This is a genomic window from Enterococcus sp. LJL120 (genome assembly GCF_054871765.1).
On the sequence record NZ_JBTXLV010000001.1, the window covers coordinates 303,142 to 324,752 of the forward strand.

27 protein-coding genes are annotated in these 21,611 nt (G+C 38.1%); 22 read left to right on the forward strand and 5 right to left on the reverse strand.

The features are described 5' to 3' along the window. Nucleotides 1–18: 18 nt before the first annotated feature. Complete coding sequence (locus tag ACYSNU_RS01490) at nt 19–192, reverse strand: hypothetical protein (protein WP_461735456.1); 174 nt, start codon at nt 190–192, stop codon at nt 19–21. Between the two features lie 256 nt (nt 193–448). Between ACYSNU_RS01490 and rlmN the strand changes: the two genes are divergently transcribed. Both rlmN and ACYSNU_RS01500 read left to right on the forward strand, forming a co-directional pair. Further along, a complete protein-coding gene (gene rlmN / locus ACYSNU_RS01495) occupies nt 449–1,516 on the forward strand; it encodes a dual-specificity RNA methyltransferase RlmN (protein ID WP_461735457.1) in 1,068 nt (355 codons plus the stop codon). 86 nt (nt 1,517–1,602) lie between these two features. Continuing rightward, on the forward strand, nt 1,603–2,535 hold the full coding sequence (locus ACYSNU_RS01500) for an LCP family glycopolymer transferase (protein ID WP_461735458.1): 933 nt from the start codon (nt 1,603–1,605) through the stop codon (nt 2,533–2,535). Nucleotides 2,536–2,849: 314 nt separating this feature from the next. On the opposite strand, the gene ACYSNU_RS01505 is transcribed toward ACYSNU_RS01500, so the two are convergent. After that, entirely contained in the window at nt 2,850–3,608 is a 759-nt protein-coding gene (locus tag ACYSNU_RS01505) for a hypothetical protein (protein WP_461735459.1), read from the reverse strand. Between the two features lie 488 nt (nt 3,609–4,096). On the opposite strand from ACYSNU_RS01505, the gene ACYSNU_RS01510 reads away from it, so the two are divergent. The 6 genes from ACYSNU_RS01510 to ACYSNU_RS01535 all read left to right on the forward strand — a co-directional run bounded on the left by ACYSNU_RS01510 (nt 4,097) and on the right by ACYSNU_RS01535 (nt 6,525). Next, nucleotides 4,097–4,576: a sigma-70 RNA polymerase sigma factor region 4 domain-containing protein gene (locus ACYSNU_RS01510; RefSeq protein WP_461735460.1), complete on the forward strand. Its 480-nt coding sequence runs from the start codon at nt 4,097–4,099 to the stop codon at nt 4,574–4,576. An 84-nt stretch (nt 4,577–4,660) separates the two neighbouring features. Further along, a complete protein-coding gene (locus tag ACYSNU_RS01515) occupies nt 4,661–4,870 on the forward strand; it encodes a hypothetical protein (protein WP_461735461.1) in 210 nt (69 codons plus the stop codon). Between the two features lie 22 nt (nt 4,871–4,892). Further along, nucleotides 4,893–5,105, forward strand: a complete 213-nt coding sequence (locus tag ACYSNU_RS01520) for a DUF2922 domain-containing protein (protein ID WP_461735462.1) — start codon at nt 4,893–4,895, stop codon at nt 5,103–5,105. 217 nt (nt 5,106–5,322) lie between these two features. After that, a complete protein-coding gene (gene gloA2 / locus ACYSNU_RS01525) occupies nt 5,323–5,703 on the forward strand; it encodes an SMU1112c/YaeR family gloxylase I-like metalloprotein (RefSeq protein WP_461735463.1) in 381 nt (126 codons plus the stop codon). 33 nt (nt 5,704–5,736) lie between these two features. Further along, a complete protein-coding gene (locus tag ACYSNU_RS01530) occupies nt 5,737–5,913 on the forward strand; it encodes a hypothetical protein (RefSeq protein WP_461735464.1) in 177 nt (58 codons plus the stop codon). A 48-nt stretch (nt 5,914–5,961) separates the two neighbouring features. Next, on the forward strand, nt 5,962–6,525 hold the full coding sequence (locus ACYSNU_RS01535; RefSeq protein ID WP_461735465.1) for a GNAT family N-acetyltransferase: 564 nt from the start codon (nt 5,962–5,964) through the stop codon (nt 6,523–6,525). A gap of 78 nt (nt 6,526–6,603) precedes the next feature. Here ACYSNU_RS01535 and ACYSNU_RS01540 read toward each other — a convergent pair whose 3' ends face one another. Further along, a complete protein-coding gene (locus ACYSNU_RS01540; RefSeq protein WP_461735466.1) occupies nt 6,604–7,122 on the reverse strand; it encodes an LURP-one-related/scramblase family protein in 519 nt (172 codons plus the stop codon). A 31-nt stretch (nt 7,123–7,153) separates the two neighbouring features. Beyond that, the gene (locus ACYSNU_RS01545; protein WP_461735467.1) at nt 7,154–8,023 is read right to left on the reverse strand and encodes a Cof-type HAD-IIB family hydrolase; all 870 of its coding nucleotides are present in this window, start codon (nt 8,021–8,023) and stop codon (nt 7,154–7,156) included. 178 nt (nt 8,024–8,201) lie between these two features. Between ACYSNU_RS01545 and ACYSNU_RS01550 the strand changes: the two genes are divergently transcribed. From ACYSNU_RS01550 to tsaE, 4 genes are all read left to right on the forward strand, one after another. After that, nucleotides 8,202–8,828, forward strand: a complete 627-nt coding sequence (locus ACYSNU_RS01550) for a DUF1361 domain-containing protein (protein ID WP_461735468.1) — start codon at nt 8,202–8,204, stop codon at nt 8,826–8,828. Beyond that, on the forward strand, nt 8,825–9,505 hold the full coding sequence (locus ACYSNU_RS01555) for a uracil-DNA glycosylase (RefSeq protein WP_461735469.1): 681 nt from the start codon (nt 8,825–8,827) through the stop codon (nt 9,503–9,505). The genes ACYSNU_RS01550 and ACYSNU_RS01555 overlap by 4 nt, the downstream gene beginning before the upstream one ends. Before the next feature lie 148 nt (nt 9,506–9,653). Further along, on the forward strand, nt 9,654–10,634 hold the full coding sequence (gene pta / locus ACYSNU_RS01560; RefSeq protein ID WP_461735470.1) for a phosphate acetyltransferase: 981 nt from the start codon (nt 9,654–9,656) through the stop codon (nt 10,632–10,634). A gap of 207 nt (nt 10,635–10,841) precedes the next feature. Next, a complete protein-coding gene (gene tsaE / locus ACYSNU_RS01565) occupies nt 10,842–11,327 on the forward strand; it encodes a tRNA (adenosine(37)-N6)-threonylcarbamoyltransferase complex ATPase subunit type 1 TsaE (RefSeq protein WP_461735752.1) in 486 nt (161 codons plus the stop codon). Between the two features lie 63 nt (nt 11,328–11,390). On the opposite strand, the gene ACYSNU_RS01570 is transcribed toward tsaE, so the two are convergent. Beyond that, complete coding sequence (locus ACYSNU_RS01570) at nt 11,391–12,071, reverse strand: TVP38/TMEM64 family protein (protein ID WP_461735471.1); 681 nt, start codon at nt 12,069–12,071, stop codon at nt 11,391–11,393. Nucleotides 12,072–12,257: 186 nt separating this feature from the next. Here ACYSNU_RS01570 and ACYSNU_RS01575 point away from each other — a divergent pair, with 186 nt between their 5' ends. The 10 genes from ACYSNU_RS01575 (at nt 12,258) to ACYSNU_RS01620 (ending at nt 21,604) form a co-directional block, all read left to right on the forward strand. Then, entirely contained in the window at nt 12,258–12,782 is a 525-nt protein-coding gene (locus ACYSNU_RS01575) for a GNAT family N-acetyltransferase (protein ID WP_461735472.1), read from the forward strand. A 117-nt stretch (nt 12,783–12,899) separates the two neighbouring features. Further along, the gene (locus ACYSNU_RS01580) at nt 12,900–13,661 is read left to right on the forward strand and encodes a tyrosine-protein phosphatase (protein ID WP_461735473.1); all 762 of its coding nucleotides are present in this window, start codon (nt 12,900–12,902) and stop codon (nt 13,659–13,661) included. Nucleotides 13,662–13,977: 316 nt separating this feature from the next. Next, nucleotides 13,978–14,838, forward strand: coding sequence for a hypothetical protein (locus tag ACYSNU_RS01585; protein WP_461735474.1), 861 nt, complete (start codon nt 13,978–13,980; stop codon nt 14,836–14,838). 35 nt (nt 14,839–14,873) lie between these two features. After that, nucleotides 14,874–15,722, forward strand: coding sequence for a YveK family protein (locus ACYSNU_RS01590; RefSeq protein WP_461735475.1), 849 nt, complete (start codon nt 14,874–14,876; stop codon nt 15,720–15,722). A 9-nt stretch (nt 15,723–15,731) separates the two neighbouring features. Further along, the gene (locus tag ACYSNU_RS01595; protein WP_461735476.1) at nt 15,732–16,433 is read left to right on the forward strand and encodes a CpsD/CapB family tyrosine-protein kinase; all 702 of its coding nucleotides are present in this window, start codon (nt 15,732–15,734) and stop codon (nt 16,431–16,433) included. Nucleotides 16,434–16,477: 44 nt separating this feature from the next. After that, a complete protein-coding gene (locus ACYSNU_RS01600) occupies nt 16,478–17,179 on the forward strand; it encodes a sugar transferase (protein WP_461735753.1) in 702 nt (233 codons plus the stop codon). A 9-nt stretch (nt 17,180–17,188) separates the two neighbouring features. Then, the gene (cps2T, locus tag ACYSNU_RS01605; protein WP_461735754.1) at nt 17,189–18,364 is read left to right on the forward strand and encodes a beta 1-4 rhamnosyltransferase Cps2T; all 1,176 of its coding nucleotides are present in this window, start codon (nt 17,189–17,191) and stop codon (nt 18,362–18,364) included. Continuing rightward, a complete protein-coding gene (locus ACYSNU_RS01610) occupies nt 18,364–19,671 on the forward strand; it encodes a glycosyltransferase (protein WP_461735477.1) in 1,308 nt (435 codons plus the stop codon). The genes cps2T and ACYSNU_RS01610 overlap by 1 nt, the downstream gene beginning before the upstream one ends. Nucleotides 19,672–19,677: 6 nt before the next feature. Then, entirely contained in the window at nt 19,678–20,667 is a 990-nt protein-coding gene (locus ACYSNU_RS01615; RefSeq protein WP_461735478.1) for a stealth family protein, read from the forward strand. Further along, nucleotides 20,642–21,604, forward strand: coding sequence for a glycosyltransferase (locus tag ACYSNU_RS01620; protein WP_461735479.1), 963 nt, complete (start codon nt 20,642–20,644; stop codon nt 21,602–21,604). Before ACYSNU_RS01615 ends, ACYSNU_RS01620 begins: the two co-directional genes overlap by 26 nt. Nucleotides 21,605–21,611: the final 7 nt, after the last annotated feature.

Below are 21,611 nucleotides of genomic sequence, written 5' to 3' on the forward strand. Positions count from 1 at the left end.
TGTGACTTCCTGCAGTTTTTAATCTTTTTCTTGATTTTTCTTCACCAATTGCGAGCTGTTAATCCCTTCTCGAACGGCAAACTTTATGACAAAAAAGAGCAGAACTAAAAATACTCCCATCAGGACAATTGTACTGGAGTCTTTACCAAATAAATCAAATTTCGCCAACGCGGCCACCAAATTATTTTTCATTTTGCCACCTCCTGCATTAAGTATACCAACAAAAGGCGGGTTTCAGCGTATTTAAAAAAAGTTGACAATAAAAGTTTACGTTGTCTATTTTTTTGATTGCGGGAATCTTTAAAAAGCTGATTAAGAGCTATTTATCAAGCCTTTTTCAGAAATAAACAGAAGTTTAAATTTTTTGCAGCAGGTTGCTTTTCTAGTTTTATTTTTATATAGTAGCAGAGGAGATTGAACAGAGGAATTCTGAGAAAGAGGCAATATTTTGGAAAAAACATCGATTTATGGATTAGATAAAGAAGCATTAATCACCTGGTTTGAAGAGCAGGGGGAAAAGAAATTTCGGGCCACCCAAGTTTGGGAATGGCTTTATTTAAAACGGGTAGACCAATTTAGCGAGATGACCAACCTGTCCCATGCCTTGATTGAAAAATTAGAGGCAGCTTTTGTTATCAATCCGTTAAAGCAATTGATTGTCCAAGAATCAAATGACGGCACGGTAAAATATTTATTTGAATTGCCGGACAAATTAATGATTGAAACCGTACTGATGCGACAAGAATACGGCTTGTCTGTCTGTGTCACCACACAGGTCGGCTGCAATATCGGCTGTACGTTTTGTGCTAGTGGTCTTTTGAAAAAGCAGCGGGACTTGACCGCCGGTGAAATCGTCGCTCAAATCATGCAGGTTCAACACTATTTTGATGAGCGGGGCCAAGAGGAACGGGTGTCCCATGTCGTTGTCATGGGCATCGGTGAACCCTTTGACAATTACAATAATCTAATTGATTTTCTGCATACCATCAATGATGCTAAAGGCTTGGCAATCGGGGCCCGCCACATCACTGTTTCTACCAGCGGCTTGGCCCACAAAATCAAAGAGTTCGCTGAAAATGGCCTACAGGTAAACTTGGCGATTTCTTTACATGCGCCGAATAACGAGTTGCGGACTTCTATTATGCGTATCAATCGCAGCTTCCCGATTGAAAAATTGATGGCAGCAATCGATGAGTATATTGAAAAAACGAATCGTCGCATCACCTTTGAATATATTATGCTAAATAATGTCAACGACCGACCTGAACACGCTCAACAACTGGCGGATTTATTGAAGGATAAGAAAAAGCTCGCCTATGTTAATTTGATTCCTTACAATCCAGTCAGCGAGCACGATCAATATTCCCGCAGTGAGAAGGCGGATGTTTTAAAATTTTATGATGTTCTTAAGAAAAACGGCGTCAACTGTGTGATTCGTAAAGAACACGGCACTGACATTGATGCAGCCTGCGGACAATTGCGTAGCAAACAGCTGAAAAAAGTTGCTGCAAAGTAGTCTTTTCAAAAAAAGAAATGATTTTGTGGGAAAACTACAGTATACTTATTAATTATAATTAGTAACAGGGAAAGTGAGTCGAAGGAATGTCTACGAAGAAGAAAGTAATCTTAGGGGTTTTTGGCGTATTACTAGTAGCCTTTATTGGTGTTGTCGGAGTGGCTGCAAAAATATATTATGATGTAAAAAGTTCTGCGAATGACACTTATGCAAGTGCAGAGCGGAGCACCACTTTGCGGGAAGAAACTGGTACGACAGCTGAAATTTCAGAACAAGAGCCCTTCTCAGTCCTCTTATTAGGAATTGATACAGGCGCATTAGGTCGCGATGAACAAGGTCGGTCTGATACGATGATTTTGGCAACTGTCAATCCGCAATTAGGTCAAACGACGATGATTTCCCTTGAACGGGACACCTACACGGAAATCGTGGGTCATGGCACCACTGAAAAATTAAATGCTGCCTATGCCTATGGTGGAGTGGCGATGGCGATGGACACTGTTGAAAATCTATTGAGTGTGCCAGTCGATCATTACATCACGATTAACATGGCTGGATTAGAAGAATTGGTAGACGCGGTTGGCGGCATTACTGTGAACAATTCCTTCACCTTTGATTATGAAGGCACCAACTTTAGCATTGGTACCATCAACTTGAATGGCGAAGACGCTTTGAAATATTCTAGAATGCGTTACGATGATCCAAATGGTAATTATGGCCGTCAAGAACGGCAAAGAAAAGTTATCGCAGCGATTGCTCAAAAAGTATTGAGCCTGTCTGGTGTGACGGAATATCAAAGCATTTTAAATGCGATTTCTAGCAATATGACAACCGACTTTACCTTTGATGAAATGACGTCAATTGCCTTGAATTATCGCAATAGTTTCACGAATATTGTCGGCGATCAATTACAAGGAACCGGCTTTATGCAAGACGGTGTTTCTTACCAAAGCGTTTCTGCTGAAGAAATCGCGCGGGTCAAAGCAATTGCCGACGAACAATTAGGGATTACAGAGTAATCTTCTAACGCTTGATTTAGCAAAATAAGGATAAACTTAGATTAGCTACTCAACTATAAAATAAAAACGAGCAGTAACATCAGCATTGCAATTATTAGTTTTCGAGCCATTTTACTGGCTTGAGCTGCCTGACTAATTGTTGCAAACTGGCTGATGTTGCAGCTCGTTTTTTTGTGTACTTTTAATTCTGCTAAATCAGGTTTAAGAAATCTAGGTGATTGTCAGTAGAGTCTGAATCGTAAGAGACTGCAAAATCTAACACGGTGCTACATAGCAAAGCCTACCAACAAGTTTAAAATAAAAATCTATTACTCTTAACGTTCTTTTTTCAAACGGGCACTGAAGACATTTTCTTGATAACACTGGGAGAACTCCCAGCTGCGGGGCCAGTCGGTATTCCCAATGTCATCGAGAATTTTTTTATTAAAATCATTAACCGGAACGTTCAGTAGCTCATTAATGCTGGGCACATCGGTTATTTGCAGTAGAATGCTGAAATTCAGCTTAATGATAAAGGCACATTGATACGCCAATTTCAATTGATTGCTTAAGGAGCGCTTGCAGGTGAAAATTGGCAGAATCGAGCCATCCAGCAATTGAATCTGGGCACCTTTTTCTTGGTATTGGATGTCTTTAATTGTGCTGATGTTCAGCCAGGCGCCATTTTCGACGGATTCAATAGAAAATAAGGTGAAGTTGACTGTAGCGCAAGGGAGTTTGTAGCGGCAATTACCGATGAAGTTTCTAAAGCTGGCGAAAAAGGCTTGCGGTTCCTTGACCCCCAGTTGATAAAAAAGTAATTTGTCCAAGCAATTTTTAGGGGATTCTAAAATCAGTTTGACACAGCCGTCTGAGACGATTAAGGACTGCTTTTGTCGCTTGGCCTGATGAAGTGGCAAAATGGCCAAAATACGATTGTCAATCGGACTGATTGTGCTGGGAATCAAACCTTTTGCCGCCTGTGAAGCGGCTTCTGCGATGGAATAGCCCTTCTTCAAAAGGGCGTTGAGCTGCTGGAAACTTTGGCTGCCGGTTTTTTCATTTTGATTAGAAGTATCGGTTGATTTATCCATATTTTTTTCCTCCATCCTAAAGTCTGTGGCATGTTTTACCTAGTGCAGTTTTCATAAATCCAGTTTTCATAAATCCAGTTTTGATTTTGATAATTATCCGAGTTCGTAATGTTTTAAACTTTCCCTTGAGAAATTAAAAGTTACTGGTTTTTTCTTTTCAGCAGACATTCTGTTGAGTCTTAGCTGTTGTTTTAACCTATGCGCTAGCTTCCTTTTTCAAATGATTGGCCATCTCATTCAATTGATTGAAGGTGATTAATTAATCTATAACAATTTTAATAGATTGAAAATCGATTTGCGAGAACAGCGATTTTCAGAAATAAATTCTTTTCAAATCTTTTTTGGAATTAGTCTGGAAATTTACGGAATTTTCAGGAGAACTTCAACATTCCCCCTTTTTGGACTGATTTCAAGCCGATGGGGAATTGTCGTTCCGCTATACTGGCGTCAACAACCGGTTGATTAAAAAAATAGAGGAGCAATAGAAAATGGATTACAATCAAACCTTGTTGCAGGCCGAAAAAATGTTAAAGGGCATCTTAAGCCGCCTGTTAATTTTTGAAACACATCCTGAGTATGATGACTATCTGCAAATTTTGCGACTAAATCTATACGACTGGTTACAAGCCAATCCTGAAAAAGACTTTGAACAGTGGCAGGGCTTTTTATTTCAGCGCTTTACTTGGGATATTCAGACGCTGCGACGCAATCATTGGCGGCGCCAGCTAAGGGAAAAAAGTTTGACGGAATACGAGGAGACCACCGGCTGGTCCTTTGAAGAAATTTGTGAGCTGAAGGATGTGTTGACTTTGAAGACGGCTTTTACGGAAAGGGAGCGGATTTATATTGAATTGCGGTTGGCGGGGTATTCCCAAAGAGAAATTGCAGCATTTTGGCAGGTGAGTACCACGGTGGTCAGTCGCTTGAAAATAAAAATCTGTCGCAAATTGAAAAAAATTTTAGCTTAGGTGTTGATTTTTTCGGTTCTGAAGTTGTGTATATAGTGTAAGTCATCGCGCGAACTTACCAAAAAAATTTAGGAGGCCACTATTATGGCAACACTGGAAAGTACCAAATTATCGATTGAGCTGACACCCTTTGGCAGTGAAAAAATTACTAAGCAGCACTTTAACGACGTCGTTTTAAATCCTGACCCTGAAGCGATTCAAAAACTTGGCGAGATTATGCATCAGATTTCGCCGGAGGACACAACCTATTTAGGCACTTTGAAAACAGAAGTCACCCGCTATGAACCGATTTAATTAAAAGAAAAGGAGCAAGACCATGAAAAAATTACATTTAACCTTCTTAAACGAAGCCGGTAAAAAACATACCTTAAGACCTACGCTAGCTTCTGAAAGCTTGACAGAAGAAGCAGTTCGCCAAGCGATGAGCGGCATTTGCGAGCTGGGGATTTTTGAGAAAAACCGTGAACAGCTTTTTGTTGCACCTGATAGCGCCAAATATGTCGAAACAATTGAAACAGTCATTTTCTAAAAAGTGACTGACACACTTTAGACTGCAACAAGCGGTCAGCTGGAGATGGATAAACCAGCTGGCCGCCTGATTGCAGTCTTTTTGTGTTATCTAGAAGATAAAGCTCGTTTTCGCTGTATTATTTCTGAAATTTTTTTAATTTCCTGAGAATTTTTGGCTTTCTAACAAGCAAAAATTTTCATTTTACGGTAAACTAGCTAAGAAAGGTTGGTGTCTGATGAAGTTAGAAACGATTCATCATGTGGCAATTATCGTCGGTGATTACCAGCGGGCCCGTCATTTCTATGTCGACTTGTTGGGCTTTGAGGTGCTGCGGGAAAATTATCGGGCAGAACGGGATGATTACAAATTAGATTTAAAGCTGGGCAGCAGTGAGCTAGAAATTTTTGGAATCAAAGCTGCGCCACCGCGACCGAATTATCCAGAGGCAAAAGGGTTGCGGCACTTAGCCTTTAAAGTCAGTGATATTGAGTCAGTGATTGCTGAACTAGCTGAAAAAGGTATTGTGTGCGAGCCGGTGCGGATAGATGATTTCACCGGTGAAAAGATGACCTTCTTCTTTGATCCAGACGGACTGCCTTTAGAACTGCATGAATAATTTCCAGAAGAAAATCAGAGGGAAGTGAAGAAAATGGATAAGATGATTTGCCCCCACTGTGGTCACACCTTTAATTTTTATGAGGTAACCCATGTGGTAGAACATAAAGTGGACAATGAGATTATTGAATGCCCTTATTGTCATGAGATAGCTGACCGCAAACCAAGCAACGGCTATTTTGTTACCCAAAAAATCGAAAGCGAAAACTAGCAAAAGCTAGCGCCTGAAGCTAACTTAGTGAGAAGGAGTAGATAAACTATGATTCGTTTTGCTAAAAGAGAAGACGGACCAGCAATTGTTGACCTGTTGATGATTATTTTTAAAGATATGGAACTAGACTTTGTCAAAGAACAGGGAGCTGATTTGACCAAAGAAATTATGCTGGAGGCGATGGAGGATGCCACTTATCGTTATGCATACGGGAATGGCTTAGTCGATGAAATTGATGGCCAAGTCGCCGGAGTTTCCTTTGGCTATGGCGACGATCAGGAAGATCAGATTGACCAAGCCTTTCAAAAGCTACTGCCAGCCTACAAGGTTCCCAGCGACCAGCAGCTATTTATTGAAAAAGAAACCTTCCCGAATGAGTGGTATTTAGATTCGATTGCTGTCAATCCTCGTTTTCAAGGTCATGGCATTGGCTCGTCGTTATTGAGTGCTTTGCCGCAATTAGCCCATAAAGCCGATAAAAAAATTATCGGACTCAGCGTGGACACCGGCAATCCCCTTGCCAAAAAATTATACACCCGCCAAGGCTTTAAAGTGGTGGGGGAGAAAATTTTAAGCGGTCATCTTTATGAGCACATGCAAAAAGAACTATAATTTCTAAATAGAAAAAACGATTTTTCATTTCCTTCCGAATTTTTAAAATGCGGAGGGGTGAAAAATCGTTTTTTTTGTTTAGTCCAATGCCCAGACAAAACTGTTGTTGCTTGGACTTAAAGTTTTTTTGCGATTATAGAGCCAATAATCCAACACCGCTGCAACACAGATACAGACCGGCGCATCTCTGGTATCCGGGATATCTAAGACATAATAATCGCCCGTCAGCATTGAAGCTTTATCCATCGTCATAATTTTTTTATTGAAATGATGGATTTTATACTGATGATTGTAAATATTTCCCTGAGCCGTCCAATGGAGCTGGCGGATATAATAAAAATCCCCCGGCCAGTTAAAGATTTTTTGCATCGTGCCGACCTTTTTAAAATGGGAATAGAGTTCAAAGCGGGTGCCAAAGGTTAGGCCGACTTGTTTGATGCTGGCGACTAATTCACCATTCATCGTATATAAGGAGAGGGCATCGCCGCGAGTGCCCCAGCGTCCTACTAAAAGAAAAAGCGATTTTCCAGCTTCGTCTTTGACGATGGTGCGGGTCACGCTACTCAACTGCCGCTCTTGAATAAAATATTCTGCCACTATGACACCTCCTCAACAACCCAATTACAGCTTACAAATTTTCGGCAATCGCCCGTTTAATTGCTTTGCCGACACCATTTTCTAAATTGGTGTCTGTTTCATATTTTGCAAAATTTTTGACTCCCGGTTCAGCATTGCCCATGGCAAAGCTGACACCAGCAATCTGCAGCATACTGACATCATTGAAATTATCACCGATGGCCATCACATCGTCTAAGTCAATGCCCCGGTCTTTGGCGACATGTCGCAAAGCAATCCCTTTTTGGGCATCCTTGTGATTGATTTCGATATTATTAAAGCCTGAAGAAGTCACGACAACGCTGCCTAATGCGGAAACTTTTTCCCCGACAGGTTCTAAAATTTTGCCGCCTTCAATAGAAAAACAGATAACCTTTAAGACTTCGATATCCGGATTTTTCAATTCTTCTCGGATACTGTCCACGTAATGAATCGACAGTAGCTTTAAATTAGCTGAAGCCATCGCCACGGCCATTTTATAGGTGATATGTTCTAAATGGCTTGTAATCATTGCGACAAAGCTTTCGATTCGTTTGGTCTGATTTTCTGAATAAACACCGTTATTGGTGGCAACTTCGTAATAGATACCGGCCTGATCTAAAACATCGAGAACTTTTAAGGTTTCTTCCTTTGAAATCGTCGCATTAAAGAGGATGTTGCCTTCTTTATCGAAGACCTGAGCGCCATTTAAACAAATCATAGCGCAGTGAATCCCAGCGTCATCCAGTGCTGATAGAGCTTCTTGGCGATTGCGACCAGTCGCCACCATAAACTCAATGCCCTGTGCTTGGGCATCCTTTACAGCCTGTGCATTTTCTTCTGAAATCAGCATTTGCGTATTTAGTATAGTGCCATCCATATCTGAGGCGATTAATTTTATCATTTTACACCAACCTTCCACCAATCCAGTTTATCATATTTTTCGTGAGTTTTCTTGTTATTTACCGAGAATCTCATCAACTTCCAAGTAGAAATTTCCCAGCAGAACTGGCATAATAAAACTTGAGAAATTTTGAGGAGGAAAACCTATTTATCGCTGGCTAATTCGGGGAATGGTGGTCTTGTTAATCGCAATCACCTATGACACCCCCTTTGACTTTTTAGTATTAAATGGCTTTTTGGCCTACATTCCCATAGAAATAGCATTTCAAATACCTAAGTTGAAAAATAAATTTCTGCTTTTAGGGGCCTCAGCATTTTGGCTGCTGTTTTTCCCCAACATCCCTTATTTAGGCACGGACATCGTTCACACGGATTTATATCAGCTCTATGACAATGCCACTCGGGTCAGCCAAGAAAATTTATTCGGCTGGGGTCAAATTTTATTGTTGGCCATTGTAGTAGTGGCCTTTTTAAGCTGGGGCTTCACGCAAATGCTGCTGCTGGCCAAATTTTACCAAGAGCGCTTTTCACTGGGGAAATATTTTCGACCAATTTTTGTAGTGACCATTTGTATTTTATCCGCACTGGCCATGTATGCCGGCCGTTTTGCACCACGGCTGCATTCGATTTATTTTCTAACAGATCCACTGCGGGTATTGGACATAATCTTTTTAACCTGGAGTCTGAAAAAAATTGAATTTATTGGATTGTTCACCCTGTATCAGCTAGTGTTAGTCAGCTGTCTTTTATTGAGCCGCAAAATATTACAGGACCCAAGCTACATAGCAGAGAAGGAGGAAAAATGAAAACAATTATTGAGAATAGCTGGCAGGAAATTTTAGCCGAGGAATTTCAAAAACCATACTACCAGCAGCTGCGACAATTTTTGAAACAGGAATATCAGAGTCAGACGATTTATCCGGATATGTATCACATCTATGAAGCCTTGGAGCTGACGCCCTATGAAAAGGTCAAAGTCGTGATGCTAGGGCAAGATCCTTATCATGGACCGAATCAGGCCCATGGCTTAGCCTTTTCTGTACAGCTGGGAGTTAAAATCCCGCCTTCGTTAGTTAATATTTACAAGGAGCTGCAGAATGATTTAGGTATTGAGCCAGTTAAGCATGGTAATTTAGTTGCTTGGGCCAAACAAGGCGTGCTTTTATTGAACACCGTTTTGACAGTGAGAAACGGTCAAGCCAATTCTCATCGAAATCACGGCTGGGAAGAGCTGACCAATGCCATCATTGAAAAACTAAATGAACGAAAGCAGCCAATTGTTTTTATTTTGTGGGGTAAACCGGCTCAGGAAAAAGCCAAGATGATTGACGGCAACCGCCATATTATCCTGATGGCGCCGCATCCTAGTCCGCTGTCGGCTTATCGTGGGTTTTTCGGCTCTAAACCCTTTTCAAAAGCTAATCAAGCACTGATTGCTCTAGGAGAAACACCAATTGATTGGCGGCTACCGGCTTCTGTTTAAAATTATTCTTGTCTGTTACAATAAAAACAAAATTTTTTTCGTGAAATCTTGAAAAAATTCAGTTAAGATAGCTAACACAGTTCTGGAAACTGTATTCAATTTGTGTTAGTATATGTGGGTAATTATAAATTGTGTGGAGGGAAATCCCGTGGAACTTTTTGAAAGTATGAAACAAAAAATCGCAGACCGTAACATTAAAATCGTTTTTCCAGAAGCAACTGATCCGCGTATCTTGGGCGCTGTAGCGCGTTTATACGCTGAGGAATTATTGGAACCGGTTTTAATCGGTAACAAAGAAGAAATCGTTGCAGCCGCTCATGACCGTGGATTGAAAACGGAAAGATTTACCATCATTGACCCAGATAAATTTGATCGTTGGGACGAAATGGTTGAGTCCTTTGTCGAACGCCGTAAAGGTAAAGTGACCAAAGAAGACGCTGAAAAGATTTTAAAAGACGTCAATTACTTTGGTACGATGTTGACATACATGGGCATTACTGATGGCATGGTCAGCGGAATCATTCATTCAACGGGTGAAACAGTACGTCCTGCCTTACAAATTATTAAAACAAAACCTGGTATCAGCCGTACGAGTGGCGCAATGCTAATGGTTCGTGGCCGTGACCAAGAAAAATACATTTTCTCTGACTGCGGTATCAATATTAATCCAAATGCACAAGAGTTGGCTGAAATCGCAGTGGATTCTGCTAAAACAGCGGCCTTGTTTGACATCGACCCTAAAGTTGCTTTACTTAGCTTCTCAACAAAGGGTTCAGCAAAATCACCAGAAGTTGATAAAGTGATTGAAGCAACTAAATTAGTCCATGAAATGGCTCCTGATTTAAAAGCTGACGGCGAATTACAATTTGACGCCTCTTATGTCCCTTCAGTAGCGGCTTTAAAGGCACCAAATTCTGAAGTGGCCGGCCAAGCAACTGTCTTTGTTTTCCCAGATTTACAATCAGGCAACATCGGCTATAAAATCGCTCAACGTTTCGGCGGCTTTGAAGCAATCGGACCAATTTTGCAAGGCTTAAATAAACCAGTTTCCGATTTATCTCGGGGAGCGAACGAAGAAGACGTTTATAAACTGGCAATTATCACTGCAACTCAAACACTTTTGGACTAAAAAAGGCCAAATTGGTTAGCTGCGAGCTAATTTGCACCAATTTAAGTGAAATCGGTAATTTTGTAGGCAAACCTGTCACGAAAAAACCGTTCTTTTCCTTAATTGGCTGTTGAAATTAGTCCGCAGCTTTTTTTGCGAAAAGAAAGTAGTTTATTTTTTCGGTCAATCCGTGCTATGCTAGGAAAAATTGGATGCGCTAAGGAGAAAATTATGCTGCTTAAAAATTTAGAAGACACTGAAAAATTAGCGGAAATTATCGGCCAAGTCGCTGCAGCCGGTGACAATTTGGTGTTGACCGGTGATTTAGGCGCTGGCAAGACAACCCTGACCAAAGGAATCGCCAAGGGCTTAGGCATCTCCCAGATGATAAAAAGTCCGACTTACACCATTATTCGCGAATATGAAAACGGCCGCCTGCCACTTTATCATATGGACGTCTATCGCCTCATGGGACAAACAGATGATCTTGGCTTAGATGAATATTTTGAAGGCGAGGGTTTATCGGTCATTGAGTGGGGCACGCTTTTAGAGGATAGCTTGCCAGAGGATTACCTTGAATTAATTATCGAAAAAAATGAGCACAACGAAAATCAACGGCAAATTGATTTTCAAAGTAACGGCGCAAAAAGCCACGACTTTGAAAAAAGAATTTTTGCTAAAATTAAAAAATCAGAATTGCTGTCGGCGGATTAAGTAAAAATAGCGCCCCTCAAAAGTTAGTTTTAAGCCTAACCTTTGAGGGGCGCTTCATATGTCTCAGCTTTTTTTAGTTTTCGGCGCTTGGCGATGGCGCCGGCGAATAAAACCATACAGTAAAACCAATAAAAGCACAGCGGCAATCGCTGCAATAGCTTTTTCATGGGAACCATTAAAAATCGCATCTCCACCAAAGGCATAGAGATAAGAACTAGGCAAACAGCCTAAGACAATAGCTGCCAGCAGTGCAGGAAATCTAAATTTTAAATGAGCCGCAGTATAATTCACTAAAAAAGAGGGGATAAAGGGCACCATGTAGCCAATGGTCACTCCAACCAAAGGATATTTAAAATTAGAAATATCCTCCATAATATGGGCAATTTTCTGAGTATCTTTAGAGACGCCAAATTTTTTAGTCACCAGCGTGCTGAGTAAATTGCCGCCGACATTGCCAACCAAGTTAATTGCCAAGCCCCATAGCGGACCATAACAGACTCCCGCAAAAATACAGACAACAGAATTCGGCACCCCCGGTACAGCACACATCACCATAATTAAGGCAATCAGCACAAAACCATCTCCAAACCGATGGGCTCGAAAATCCGCCAGCAATTCCTTTGAAGAAATTTGCGGATGAAGCAAATGAACAAGCGCCTGATGATTGTCCCGTACAATCAAAAAGCCTAACCCTAAAATAAGTAAAAGGCCGAGAATTATCAGCCAGCGTTTTTTATGTTTCACAGTGTACCCCTTTTCTATGTAAGCCTTCGCAAATTTCATTATAAGCTTACTCTACATGACCAAATTTGTTATATAAATAAGAAGTTGAAAAAATGTGCCTGCTATTTAAATAAAAATCCTTTTCCTCAGTTTACCAAATTATTCCCTTGAGCTAAAATAAATTATTAACACATTTGGAGGCAGAACATGGCAGAAGAAATTGAAATCACCATCAGAGAGGCTGTACCGGAAGATGCAGCAGCAATTTTAACCCTCAGTAAAAAAATCGGTGGCGAAACCGATTTTCTCGTGATGGATGAAACCGGCTTGAATTTAACCGAAGAACAAGAAGCTTTACAGCTGGCCGCCATTTACCAAAGCGAGAATAATGTCTTGTTTGTGGCACTAGCCAACGAAGCCATCGTCGGCTTGGCTTCCATTCACAGTGATAGCTCGCCGAAGATTGCCCACATCGGCGAAATCGGTATCAGCATTTTAAAAGAATTTTGGGGAATTGGTTTGGGAACAGCCTTATTAGAGGAATTAATTTTCTGGGCCCAAGAAACTGAAATAACCCGGCGCTTGGAATTAACCGTTCAAGCCCGTAATCAACGGGCTGTCAACCTCTATCAAAATTTCGGCTTTCAACGAGAGGCTGTGATGGAAAGGGGAGCGGTTACAGTAGAAGGCACATTCTTAGATGTCTGGCTGATGAGCAAAATGATTGATTGAAAATGTGTTATGTTTTTAAAAATCCACTGCAAGCACCAGTGTTTTGGTGTATAATGTAGAGCAGATTGAAAAAAACATACCTATTAAATACAAGAAAAGCTTGAGGAGAGATGCAGCATGATTGATTTACATTGTCATATCTTGCCGGATGTTGACGATGGCGCCCAAACGATTCAAGACAGTCTCGACATGGGTCGCAAAGCAGTCAGCCAGGGAATCACCCATATTCTATGCACCCCCCATCACCACAATGGTGTCTATCTGAACTACGCTACTGATATTATTCGCAAAGTTGGCGAGCTACAAGAAGTTTTTGATGACAACCAGATTGAGATTACTTTGATGGAAGGTCAGGAAGTGCGGTTGTTTGGCGATTTACTGCCAGCCATCAATAAGGGTGAGATTTTATTCACCGATTTGGACAATACATATATTCTGATTGAATTTCCTTCATCAGAAATCCCTAATTACGCCGAAGAAGTTTTCTATGAACTCCTGAGTCGCGGAAAAGTCCCAGTGATTGTACATCCAGAACGGAACGCTGGATTCAGAGAAGACATCACCCGGTTAGAACCTTTTATTGAAATGGGAGTGCTGACTCAGCTGACCGCCCCAAGTATTGTCGGAAAATTTGGAAAATCCATTAAGAAAACTGCACTTGACATGATGGACCGCAACCTTTTGCATATGGTTGCTTCAGATGCTCATGGGATTAACCGCCGCAATTTTTATTTGCAGGAGGCTTATGAGGAAATTGGCAAGCGTTATGGCCAAGAAAAGGTCGATGAGATGATGGATATCACCCGAAATTTGGTAAATGGCGATCCAGTCGAGATTCCGGAAATTAAGAAAGTTAAGAAAAGTCTTAGCTGGTTTTAAAAAGTAATAGCTGAGCTTAAAAAAAATTAAGATTCTGCTTATCAGCAGAATCCACTGAATAATCCCGTGGAAACTAAGGAATTAGTCATAATTGCTATTTTTTACTTCAAAAAACCTATTTTATATAAAGAGCAATTGTTTTTCTGAAGTTTTTTAAATCCGATTTACATTGACAAAGGTTTTTCGCCAAAGTAGAATTGTTATGGTATGCCTGTGGATATGGGTGGATAACATGAAATTAACTTAAGAAAAATGAAAATGGATGAAATAATAGTTTCATTTTCAAAAAAAAATAATTTTTGTAGGAGTGAAGTGAATGAAGTCGTCCTTTCTGAGAACGGTCTTAGTAGGGGTCATTATTATAGCTTCAGTGGGAACTTGTTTTATTGGGTACCGCAGCTATGCCAGCCGAATTAATCAAGCAAGGGTAGAACATGCTGAAAGCAGTGCAGATGAAAGTGTCGCAACCATCGCTGCCTTAACTGCCACAGTCAACGGCTACTTTACCGATGAAAATCAGCAATTTATAACAGCGGGTGTTACAACTGATACTATTAATCAAGGCATCACCCAACTAAATCAAATTTTAACCTCAAGTTCCGACTTTGATATTTCTGATAGTGACCTGCCAAGCTCATTACAAGATATTGCCAACCAAAAAACAGCTTTGCTGGCTTTATCGCAACAAGCTTTAGACAAAGTGCGGATGCAAGACTCCATCAACGCTCTTTTCTCAGTCGCTCCAAGTGATTGGGTAAATTATGCTGAGGGCACAGTAATGCGGGATGATTTAACCGCCGATGAAGTTGCTGTTGTCCAAGCAGAAGTTGCCAACTTTGAAGATGGCGCTTGGAAAGAATTAGCCAATGCATATCTTAACCATGTATCTGAACAAGTCACAACAGTGGATACTATTCGAGCAGAGTTCAATAATTTAATGGCTGATGGTGCTTTAATCAACGATGCCGATTATGATAATTACTATTCGTTACAAAGCAGTATCGGCAATGTTGCTAACACTAATATTCGTGGCGAGTTAGAAGCTCAGCTAGCTACTTTATTAAGTCTACTGGGCGGAAGCTCAAGTTCGAGCAGCAGTTCTTCAAGTAGTTCGTCTGATAGTGGCTATGGCACTAGCTCCAGCTCAACAGATTACGGAACGACTTATAATTATTAATTTAGTATGCAATTCATACAAGAGAGAGAGATAAGATGGAAGAGACAATTAGTTTAAGGGAAATATTTAACATTTTAAAAAAACGTCTGGCATTGATTATCACCTTGACCTTTGTCGGGTTAGGGCTTGCCAGTGTAGTAACCTTCTTTGTAATTACACCAGAATACAGTTCACGATCGCAAATTATCGTGACGCTACCACAGAATGCTTCAGGCACTACCACTGTCAATGATGTCAATACGAATTTACAAATGATTAATACTTATACTGAGTTAATCACTAGTGACCGAGTGATTGATGCTGTGCAACAATCTTTATCTGAAGAATATGGGTATGATTTATCGACATCAGATTTAAGAGAAGCCATCTCAGTTGTGCAAAATACTGACAATTCCTTGATGTTCTATATTCAAGCCTTAACCGACGATCCAGTGATGTCACAAAATATTGCGAATGTCACTTCAAATATTTTCCAAACAACTGCTGCAGAGGTTTTGAATAATACAATTGATCAGATTTCGATTATTTCCTCAGCACAAGCGGAAATGTCTCCTGTTTCTCCAAATAACACCTTAAACTTAGCTATTGGAATTGTTCTTGGCTTCATAGTAGGTATTGGCTTAGCCTTCTTATTTGAACTATTGGACCGCACTGTTAAAGATGATCGTTTTGTTACTGAAACTCTTGGTTTTACAGTATTAGGTGTAGTACCTAATATGGCTGCCAAAGAATTAAATTCTTCTATTAAAAAAGCGACAACAATTAATCAAGCAACTGAAACAAGTGCTGGACCAGCAATTCAACCTGGTACTCCACAAACTCAGAGCTCAAGCTCCGAAAATATCAATGAAGAAATCTCAAGAAGAACACGGCGACGGGTGTAGGAGGATATCATGGCAAAAAAGCATAATAAAGAACAAGAAACTTCTGCAGTAAGCTTGATTAGTATGGTAGATCAGAGTTCGCCAATTACTGAACAATATCGGACAATCAGAACGAATATTCAATTTTCTTCTTCTGCAGATAAGCGAATTAAGACAATTGTTATCACCTCGTCTGGACCTGGAGAGGGGAAATCAACAACATCAGCTAACTTAGCAGTTGTTTTTGCGAATTCTGGTCAAAGAACTTTATTGGTTGATGCAGATATGCGTAAACCAACTGTTCATAAATCATTTGGGTTAACGAATAATCGTGGACTGAGCACGATTCTAAGTACAGAAACGCAAGTTAGTGATGTTGTGAATGCTACTCATGTTCCTAACTTGTTTGTAGTAACTAGTGGGATTAAACCGCCAAATCCTTCAGAGCTATTAGGTTCTGTAAGGTTTGATGTTGTAATGGATGAATTAAGTCGTCTGTATGACATTATCATTTTCGATATGCCACCTGTTGTTACCGTAACGGACGCTCAGATTGTATCATCAAAAGCTGACGGAACTATCTTAGTAGTACGCGAAGATGTTACTAGAAAAGATGCTGTGATGAAGGCCAAAGAATTACTTGAATTAACCAAAGCACATGTGCTTGGAGTTGTGTATAACGGCTCTAAGGATGCTAGTGATAAGGGATATTACTATTACTACGGAAATTAGATATTTGTTTTAAAAAAAATTAACGGGGATGATGAATGGTGGAAATGGGTAGAAATACTTCAAAGGAAGAAACGTTTTTGAATCCTGAGCATATTAAAACAACTGTCAAATTAATGGATGCTGAAGATACAAATCAGCACTTCTTTTTCCTATTTGTGAAACGAGCAATGGATATTGTAGGTGGTAGTGTTGGTTTGATATTATCTTTGCCTATTCTCTTAGTTGTTTGGATAATGATGAAGAAGGAAGAACCCACCGGACCATTCTTATTTTCCCAAACCCGTGTTGGAAAGAATGGTAAAACTTTCAAAATGTACAAAATACGTTCAATGTGTGTAGATGCTGAGGCGAAATTGGCTGAAGTTGCTCATTTGAATGAAATTGAAGGTGCCATGTTTAAAGCTAAAGAAGATCCGCGAGTGACTAAAATTGGAAAAATAATTCGTAAGACTAGCATTGATGAATTACCCCAGTTCGTAAATGTAATTCATGGTGATATGAGTTTAGTTGGTCCTAGGCCACCGCTTCCTCGCGAAGTGAAAGAATACACTCCATATGATACGCAGCGACTACTTGTTAAACCAGGATGTACTGGTTTATGGCAAGTTAGAGGCCGTAATGATGTACATTTTAATCAAATGGTTGAGTGGGATATTGAATATGTTCAAACGCAATCAATTTCCAATGACATTAAAATTATTTTGAAAACAATTACTATTCTTTTCGGAAAAAACGGGGCATATTAAGTGAATAATTTGAAACACATTTATATTATTGGATCAAAAGGGATACCTGCAAAATATGGTGGCTTTGAAACATTTGTTGAAAAGCTTACAGAATATAGACAAAGCAAAGGTATTCAGTATCATGTCGCTTGCATGTCTGAAAATTCTTTAAAATCAGGGATTACTGATAAGCACTTTGAGTATAATAGCGCAAAGTGCTTTAATATTGACGTGCCTAATATAGGACCAGCTAGAGCAATATATTATGATATTGCAGCTTTAAATTATGCAATTGAATTAGCCAAGAAGAACAGGGATATTCAACCAATTTTTTATGTCTTGGCCTGTAGAATTGGCCCATTCATCGGTTTTTTTGAAAAAAGAATAAAAAAAATTGATGGGCGACTATTTGTTAATCCTGATGGTCACGAATGGATGCGAGCTAAATGGAGTTACCCTGTAAGGCATTATTGGAAGCATTCGGAAGGTTTAATGGTTAAATATGCGGACCTATTAATCTGCGATAGCAAAAATATAGAAAAATATGTTCAAGCTAACTATCAAGATTATCATCCCAAAACAACTTACATTGCCTATGGAACAGAAACAGGTCAATCGATATTCACCAAAGATAATTCAGTTGTGAGAAAGTGGTTCACTGAAAAAAAGATTAGCGAGAAGAATTATTACTTAGTTGTGGGCCGCTTTGTTCCTGAAAATAATTTTGAAGTAATGATTAAGGAATTTATGCAATCAAAGTCTGAGAAGGACCTTGTTTTAATTACTAATGTTGAACGAAACAAGTTTTATGAAAAACTGAAGCGTGAAACACAATTTGATTTGGACCCAAGAATAAAATTTGTCGGTACAGTTTATGATCAAGATTTGTTAAAGTACGTTAGAGAAAACGCATTTGCCTATATTCATGGACATGAAGTAGGTGGTACGAATCCTTCATTGCTTGAGGCTTTAGCATCAACTAATTTGAATTTATTACTGGATGTTGGATTTAATCGAGAAGTTGGATTAAATAGTGCGGTCTATTGGAAAAAAAATCAACTAGACTATGTAATAAATCAAGTAGAGAAATTCTCAAATGAAATTTTTGAGGAGTACTCTTTAGCATCAAAGGAGAGAATACTATCTGCGTTTACTTGGGGAAAAATTATTAAAGAATACGAGGAACTTTTTAGTAGGAGGTTCTAATGCGCATATTACACTATACTTTAGGATTTAGTCCAATTAGAACTGGAGGTCTTATAAGGTACAGTAGTGATTTAATGGAGGCCCAGTGCTTAGATGGAGATGATATCTATGTATTGTACCCTGGAAGAATAAATTTGCTATCTGATAAGACGTCTATAAAAAAAAAGGAAGATACTCATTTAAAAAAATATGAACTTGTTAATAGTCTGCCTTTAGCTTTATTTGGAGGTATTAAAACACCCAATGATTTTATGAAAACTATTTCTACTGAAGTTTACAAAAATTTTTTAAGAGAAATAAGACCAGAGGTTATTCATGTTCATACTCTTATGGGGATTCATATAGAGTTTTTTAAAAGTGCAAAAGAGTTAGATATTCCTATTATTTATACAACCCACGATTATTATGGATTGTTTCCAGAACCTACTTTTTTTTTTAAAGGGAGTTCTTATGATGAGGATAACACTGTTGAGAACTGGCTAAAGGTATCGAGAACTGCTATGTCCACATCTAAATTAAGACTATTTCAGACACCATTTTATAAATCTATTAGATGGGTAATGAGAAGAGTAAGACAAAGAAAAAAAATGAGTATAGAAATGAAAGAAAAATTTTCCGAAGCATCGCTTGATGATTCAGAAAAAGAGAATTTTTTAGAGCTTAAAAAATATTATAAATCTATTTTTTCTTTGATTACTGCCTTTCATTTCAATAGCTCACTAGCAGAAATTGTTTTCAAAAAAAATATAGAAGTGCCCGCTCTAAGTCAAGTGATTTCAATTACAAAATCAGATATCAAAGACAAGAATATTATTATTGAAAATATACTGAAACCGGATGGTAACAAGTGTAAGATTGGGTACATAGGACCTGACAAGGAATATAAAGGTTTTGAAGAATTTTTGAAAATAGTTGATTTACTACCTAATAATTATGAGTTTCATACTTATGGTTATGTTCCAAATGAAAATCTAGAAGGTATTTATCAACATGGACGTTTTAATAATAAAAATGTAAGAGAGATTTTTAGTAATATTGATTTGTTAATTGTACCGAGTATGTGGAAAGAAACTTTTGGTTTTATTGTATTAGAATCATTAAATTATGGAACCGCAGTATTGGTAAGTACAAATGTGGGAAGCAAGGATTTGCTAACTGAGTCGTTTCGATTTGAAAATATTGATGATATTCCTTTGAGACTTTCTAAAATAGAAAATGAAAAAGAAATAGCAAAGATAAAATCAATTACTACGCATATGCTGGAAATTAAAAACTATTATAAAAGACTAAAACGAGTTAGGGATTGATAAGAAGTGGAAAAAATTGATTTCATTGTTACCTGGGTGGATAGTAATGATAAGATTTGGCTTAAAAAAAAAGAAAAATACTCTCGTGGATATCAAAAATCAATTAACACGGAATCTCGTTACAGGGACTGGGATTTTTTGAAATATTGGTTCCGATCGGTTGAGAAAAATTCTCCTTGGGTAAATAAAGTCTATTTTGTGACTGAAGGACATTTACCTGAGTGGTTAAATATAGACTATGATAAATTACAGGTAGTAAAACATATTGATTTTATAGATTCCGAATTTTTACCAACTTTTAATTCAAATGTGATTGAGTTGAATTTTGGAAATATAGAATCTTTATCCGAATATTTTGTTAGTTTCAACGATGATATGATAATAAATGCTCCTGTAAAAAAAACAGATTTTTTTAAAAAAAATCTACCTAGAGATTTTGGGATATTTAGCCCAATAATTCCAAAAATTAATAGTATTGATTCCATAGTGCTGAATAATGTTGAGATTATTAACGAATATTTTTCAAAAAATGATGTAATATTAAAAAACTTCACAAAATTTTTTAATATCAAATATGGGAAACAGTTGACAAAAAATTTTTTAACAATTCCATGGAGCAGAATCTTAGGATTTTATGATGATCATATACCTATTTCTTATAAAAAATCAACTTATAAAGAAGTATTAGAACTTGAAAATAAAAAAGTAATAGAAACCTCAAAAAATAAGTTTAGAACTAAATCTGATATAAGTCATTGGCTAGTAAGATATTGGCAAATTTGTAAAGGTGAGTTTGTGCCTCGTACATCGAATTTTGGTAAGTATTATAATCTTGAGGTTGAGTTGCCGGAGGTATTGAAGGACATCTCAAGTGGAGAACATAAGATTATTTGTTTAAATGATAATGATTCAATATTAGATTTTGAAAAAACTAAATCTCTCATTTTAAAGGAGCTAAGTAACAAATATTATGAAAAATGTGGATTTGAAAAATGAAATTGTTAACTTGTCTGTAGTTTTAGCGACATATAACGGCGAGAAATACTTACAAGAACAAATTGACTCAATTTTAGCTCAAACTAAGAAAATTGATGAAGTAGTTTTTGTTGATGATAATTCACAAGATAGTACTCAGAATATCATAGAAAGTAATAAAGATTTATTTGTAAAAAAAGGAATAGCTGTGAAAATGATTTTTAGAGATGAAAATATGGGATATATTAATAATTTTCTAGATGGTATTAATAGATGCTCTGGAAGGATTATTTTTACTTGTGATCAAGACGATATTTGGTTGCCAAATAAGACATCAGAAATGGTTAAAATTTTTAATCATGATCAAATATTGGCAATACATAGCAACACTCAAATTATCGACAATCAAGGGAATATTATAAATCGTAATGGGCAAGGATACGAAAAAAAATTAGAGCAGATTGGGCTTCATAAATTTATCAAAAAGGTAAATTATCCTGGAATGAGCTTAGCATTCAAAGCTACTCCCGTAGTTGCGATACTTAATAAATTGAAAGATCAACAAATTGATTTTCCAACTCATGATTGGGTAATTTGCTATATTGCTTGTTTAATGAATGGTTTTTATATAACTGATAAAATTCTTACATTGAGAAGGTATACTGGTGAAAATGTTGCCTTAGACATTACAAGCAGGAGGATTTCCAGTATAGAGAAGAGAATACAAGGTATAAATCTGTACAGAGTTTATTACGATTTTATAGAAGTAGTACAAAAGAAAAACATTGAGTATAAAAAAATTGAAATTGGGTGTTATATTAAAAACAGCAAAGTAAGAGTTAATTATTTGCAAAACAAGAGCATCAGGAGCTGGATATACAATCTAAAAAGAATCGGGTTATATCCATCTATAAAATCGTTTATTGCAGATGGAGTTTTGCTGGTAAAAACAAATTGAGCGACTC

What these genes read in the sequence shown, in the direction of transcription:
- ACYSNU_RS01490 (WP_461735456.1), bottom strand. Translation starts at nt 192, where the DNA reads ATGAAAAATAATTTGGTGGCCGCGTTGGCGAAATTTGATTTATTTGGT.
- ACYSNU_RS01500 (WP_461735458.1), top strand. Translation starts at nt 1,603, where the DNA reads ATGTCTACGAAGAAGAAAGTAATCTTAGGGGTTTTTGGCGTATTACTA.
- ACYSNU_RS01505 (WP_461735459.1), bottom strand. Translation starts at nt 3,608, where the DNA reads ATGGATAAATCAACCGATACTTCTAATCAAAATGAAAAAACCGGCAGC.
- ACYSNU_RS01510 (WP_461735460.1), top strand. Translation starts at nt 4,097, where the DNA reads ATGGATTACAATCAAACCTTGTTGCAGGCCGAAAAAATGTTAAAGGGC.
- ACYSNU_RS01515 (WP_461735461.1), top strand. Translation starts at nt 4,661, where the DNA reads ATGGCAACACTGGAAAGTACCAAATTATCGATTGAGCTGACACCCTTT.
- ACYSNU_RS01520 (WP_461735462.1), top strand. Translation starts at nt 4,893, where the DNA reads ATGAAAAAATTACATTTAACCTTCTTAAACGAAGCCGGTAAAAAACAT.
- gloA2 (WP_461735463.1), top strand. Translation starts at nt 5,323, where the DNA reads ATGAAGTTAGAAACGATTCATCATGTGGCAATTATCGTCGGTGATTAC.
- ACYSNU_RS01530 (WP_461735464.1), top strand. Translation starts at nt 5,737, where the DNA reads ATGGATAAGATGATTTGCCCCCACTGTGGTCACACCTTTAATTTTTAT.
- ACYSNU_RS01535 (WP_461735465.1), top strand. Translation starts at nt 5,962, where the DNA reads ATGATTCGTTTTGCTAAAAGAGAAGACGGACCAGCAATTGTTGACCTG.
- ACYSNU_RS01545 (WP_461735467.1), bottom strand. Translation starts at nt 8,023, where the DNA reads ATGATAAAATTAATCGCCTCAGATATGGATGGCACTATACTAAATACG.
- ACYSNU_RS01555 (WP_461735469.1), top strand. Translation starts at nt 8,825, where the DNA reads ATGAAAACAATTATTGAGAATAGCTGGCAGGAAATTTTAGCCGAGGAA.
- ACYSNU_RS01575 (WP_461735472.1), top strand. Translation starts at nt 12,258, where the DNA reads ATGGCAGAAGAAATTGAAATCACCATCAGAGAGGCTGTACCGGAAGAT.
- ACYSNU_RS01580 (WP_461735473.1), top strand. Translation starts at nt 12,900, where the DNA reads ATGATTGATTTACATTGTCATATCTTGCCGGATGTTGACGATGGCGCC.
- ACYSNU_RS01585 (WP_461735474.1), top strand. Translation starts at nt 13,978, where the DNA reads ATGAAGTCGTCCTTTCTGAGAACGGTCTTAGTAGGGGTCATTATTATA.
- ACYSNU_RS01590 (WP_461735475.1), top strand. Translation starts at nt 14,874, where the DNA reads ATGGAAGAGACAATTAGTTTAAGGGAAATATTTAACATTTTAAAAAAA.
- ACYSNU_RS01595 (WP_461735476.1), top strand. Translation starts at nt 15,732, where the DNA reads ATGGCAAAAAAGCATAATAAAGAACAAGAAACTTCTGCAGTAAGCTTG.
- ACYSNU_RS01600 (WP_461735753.1), top strand. Translation starts at nt 16,478, where the DNA reads ATGGGTAGAAATACTTCAAAGGAAGAAACGTTTTTGAATCCTGAGCAT.
- ACYSNU_RS01610 (WP_461735477.1), top strand. Translation starts at nt 18,364, where the DNA reads ATGCGCATATTACACTATACTTTAGGATTTAGTCCAATTAGAACTGGA.
- ACYSNU_RS01620 (WP_461735479.1), top strand. Translation starts at nt 20,642, where the DNA reads ATGAAAAATGTGGATTTGAAAAATGAAATTGTTAACTTGTCTGTAGTT.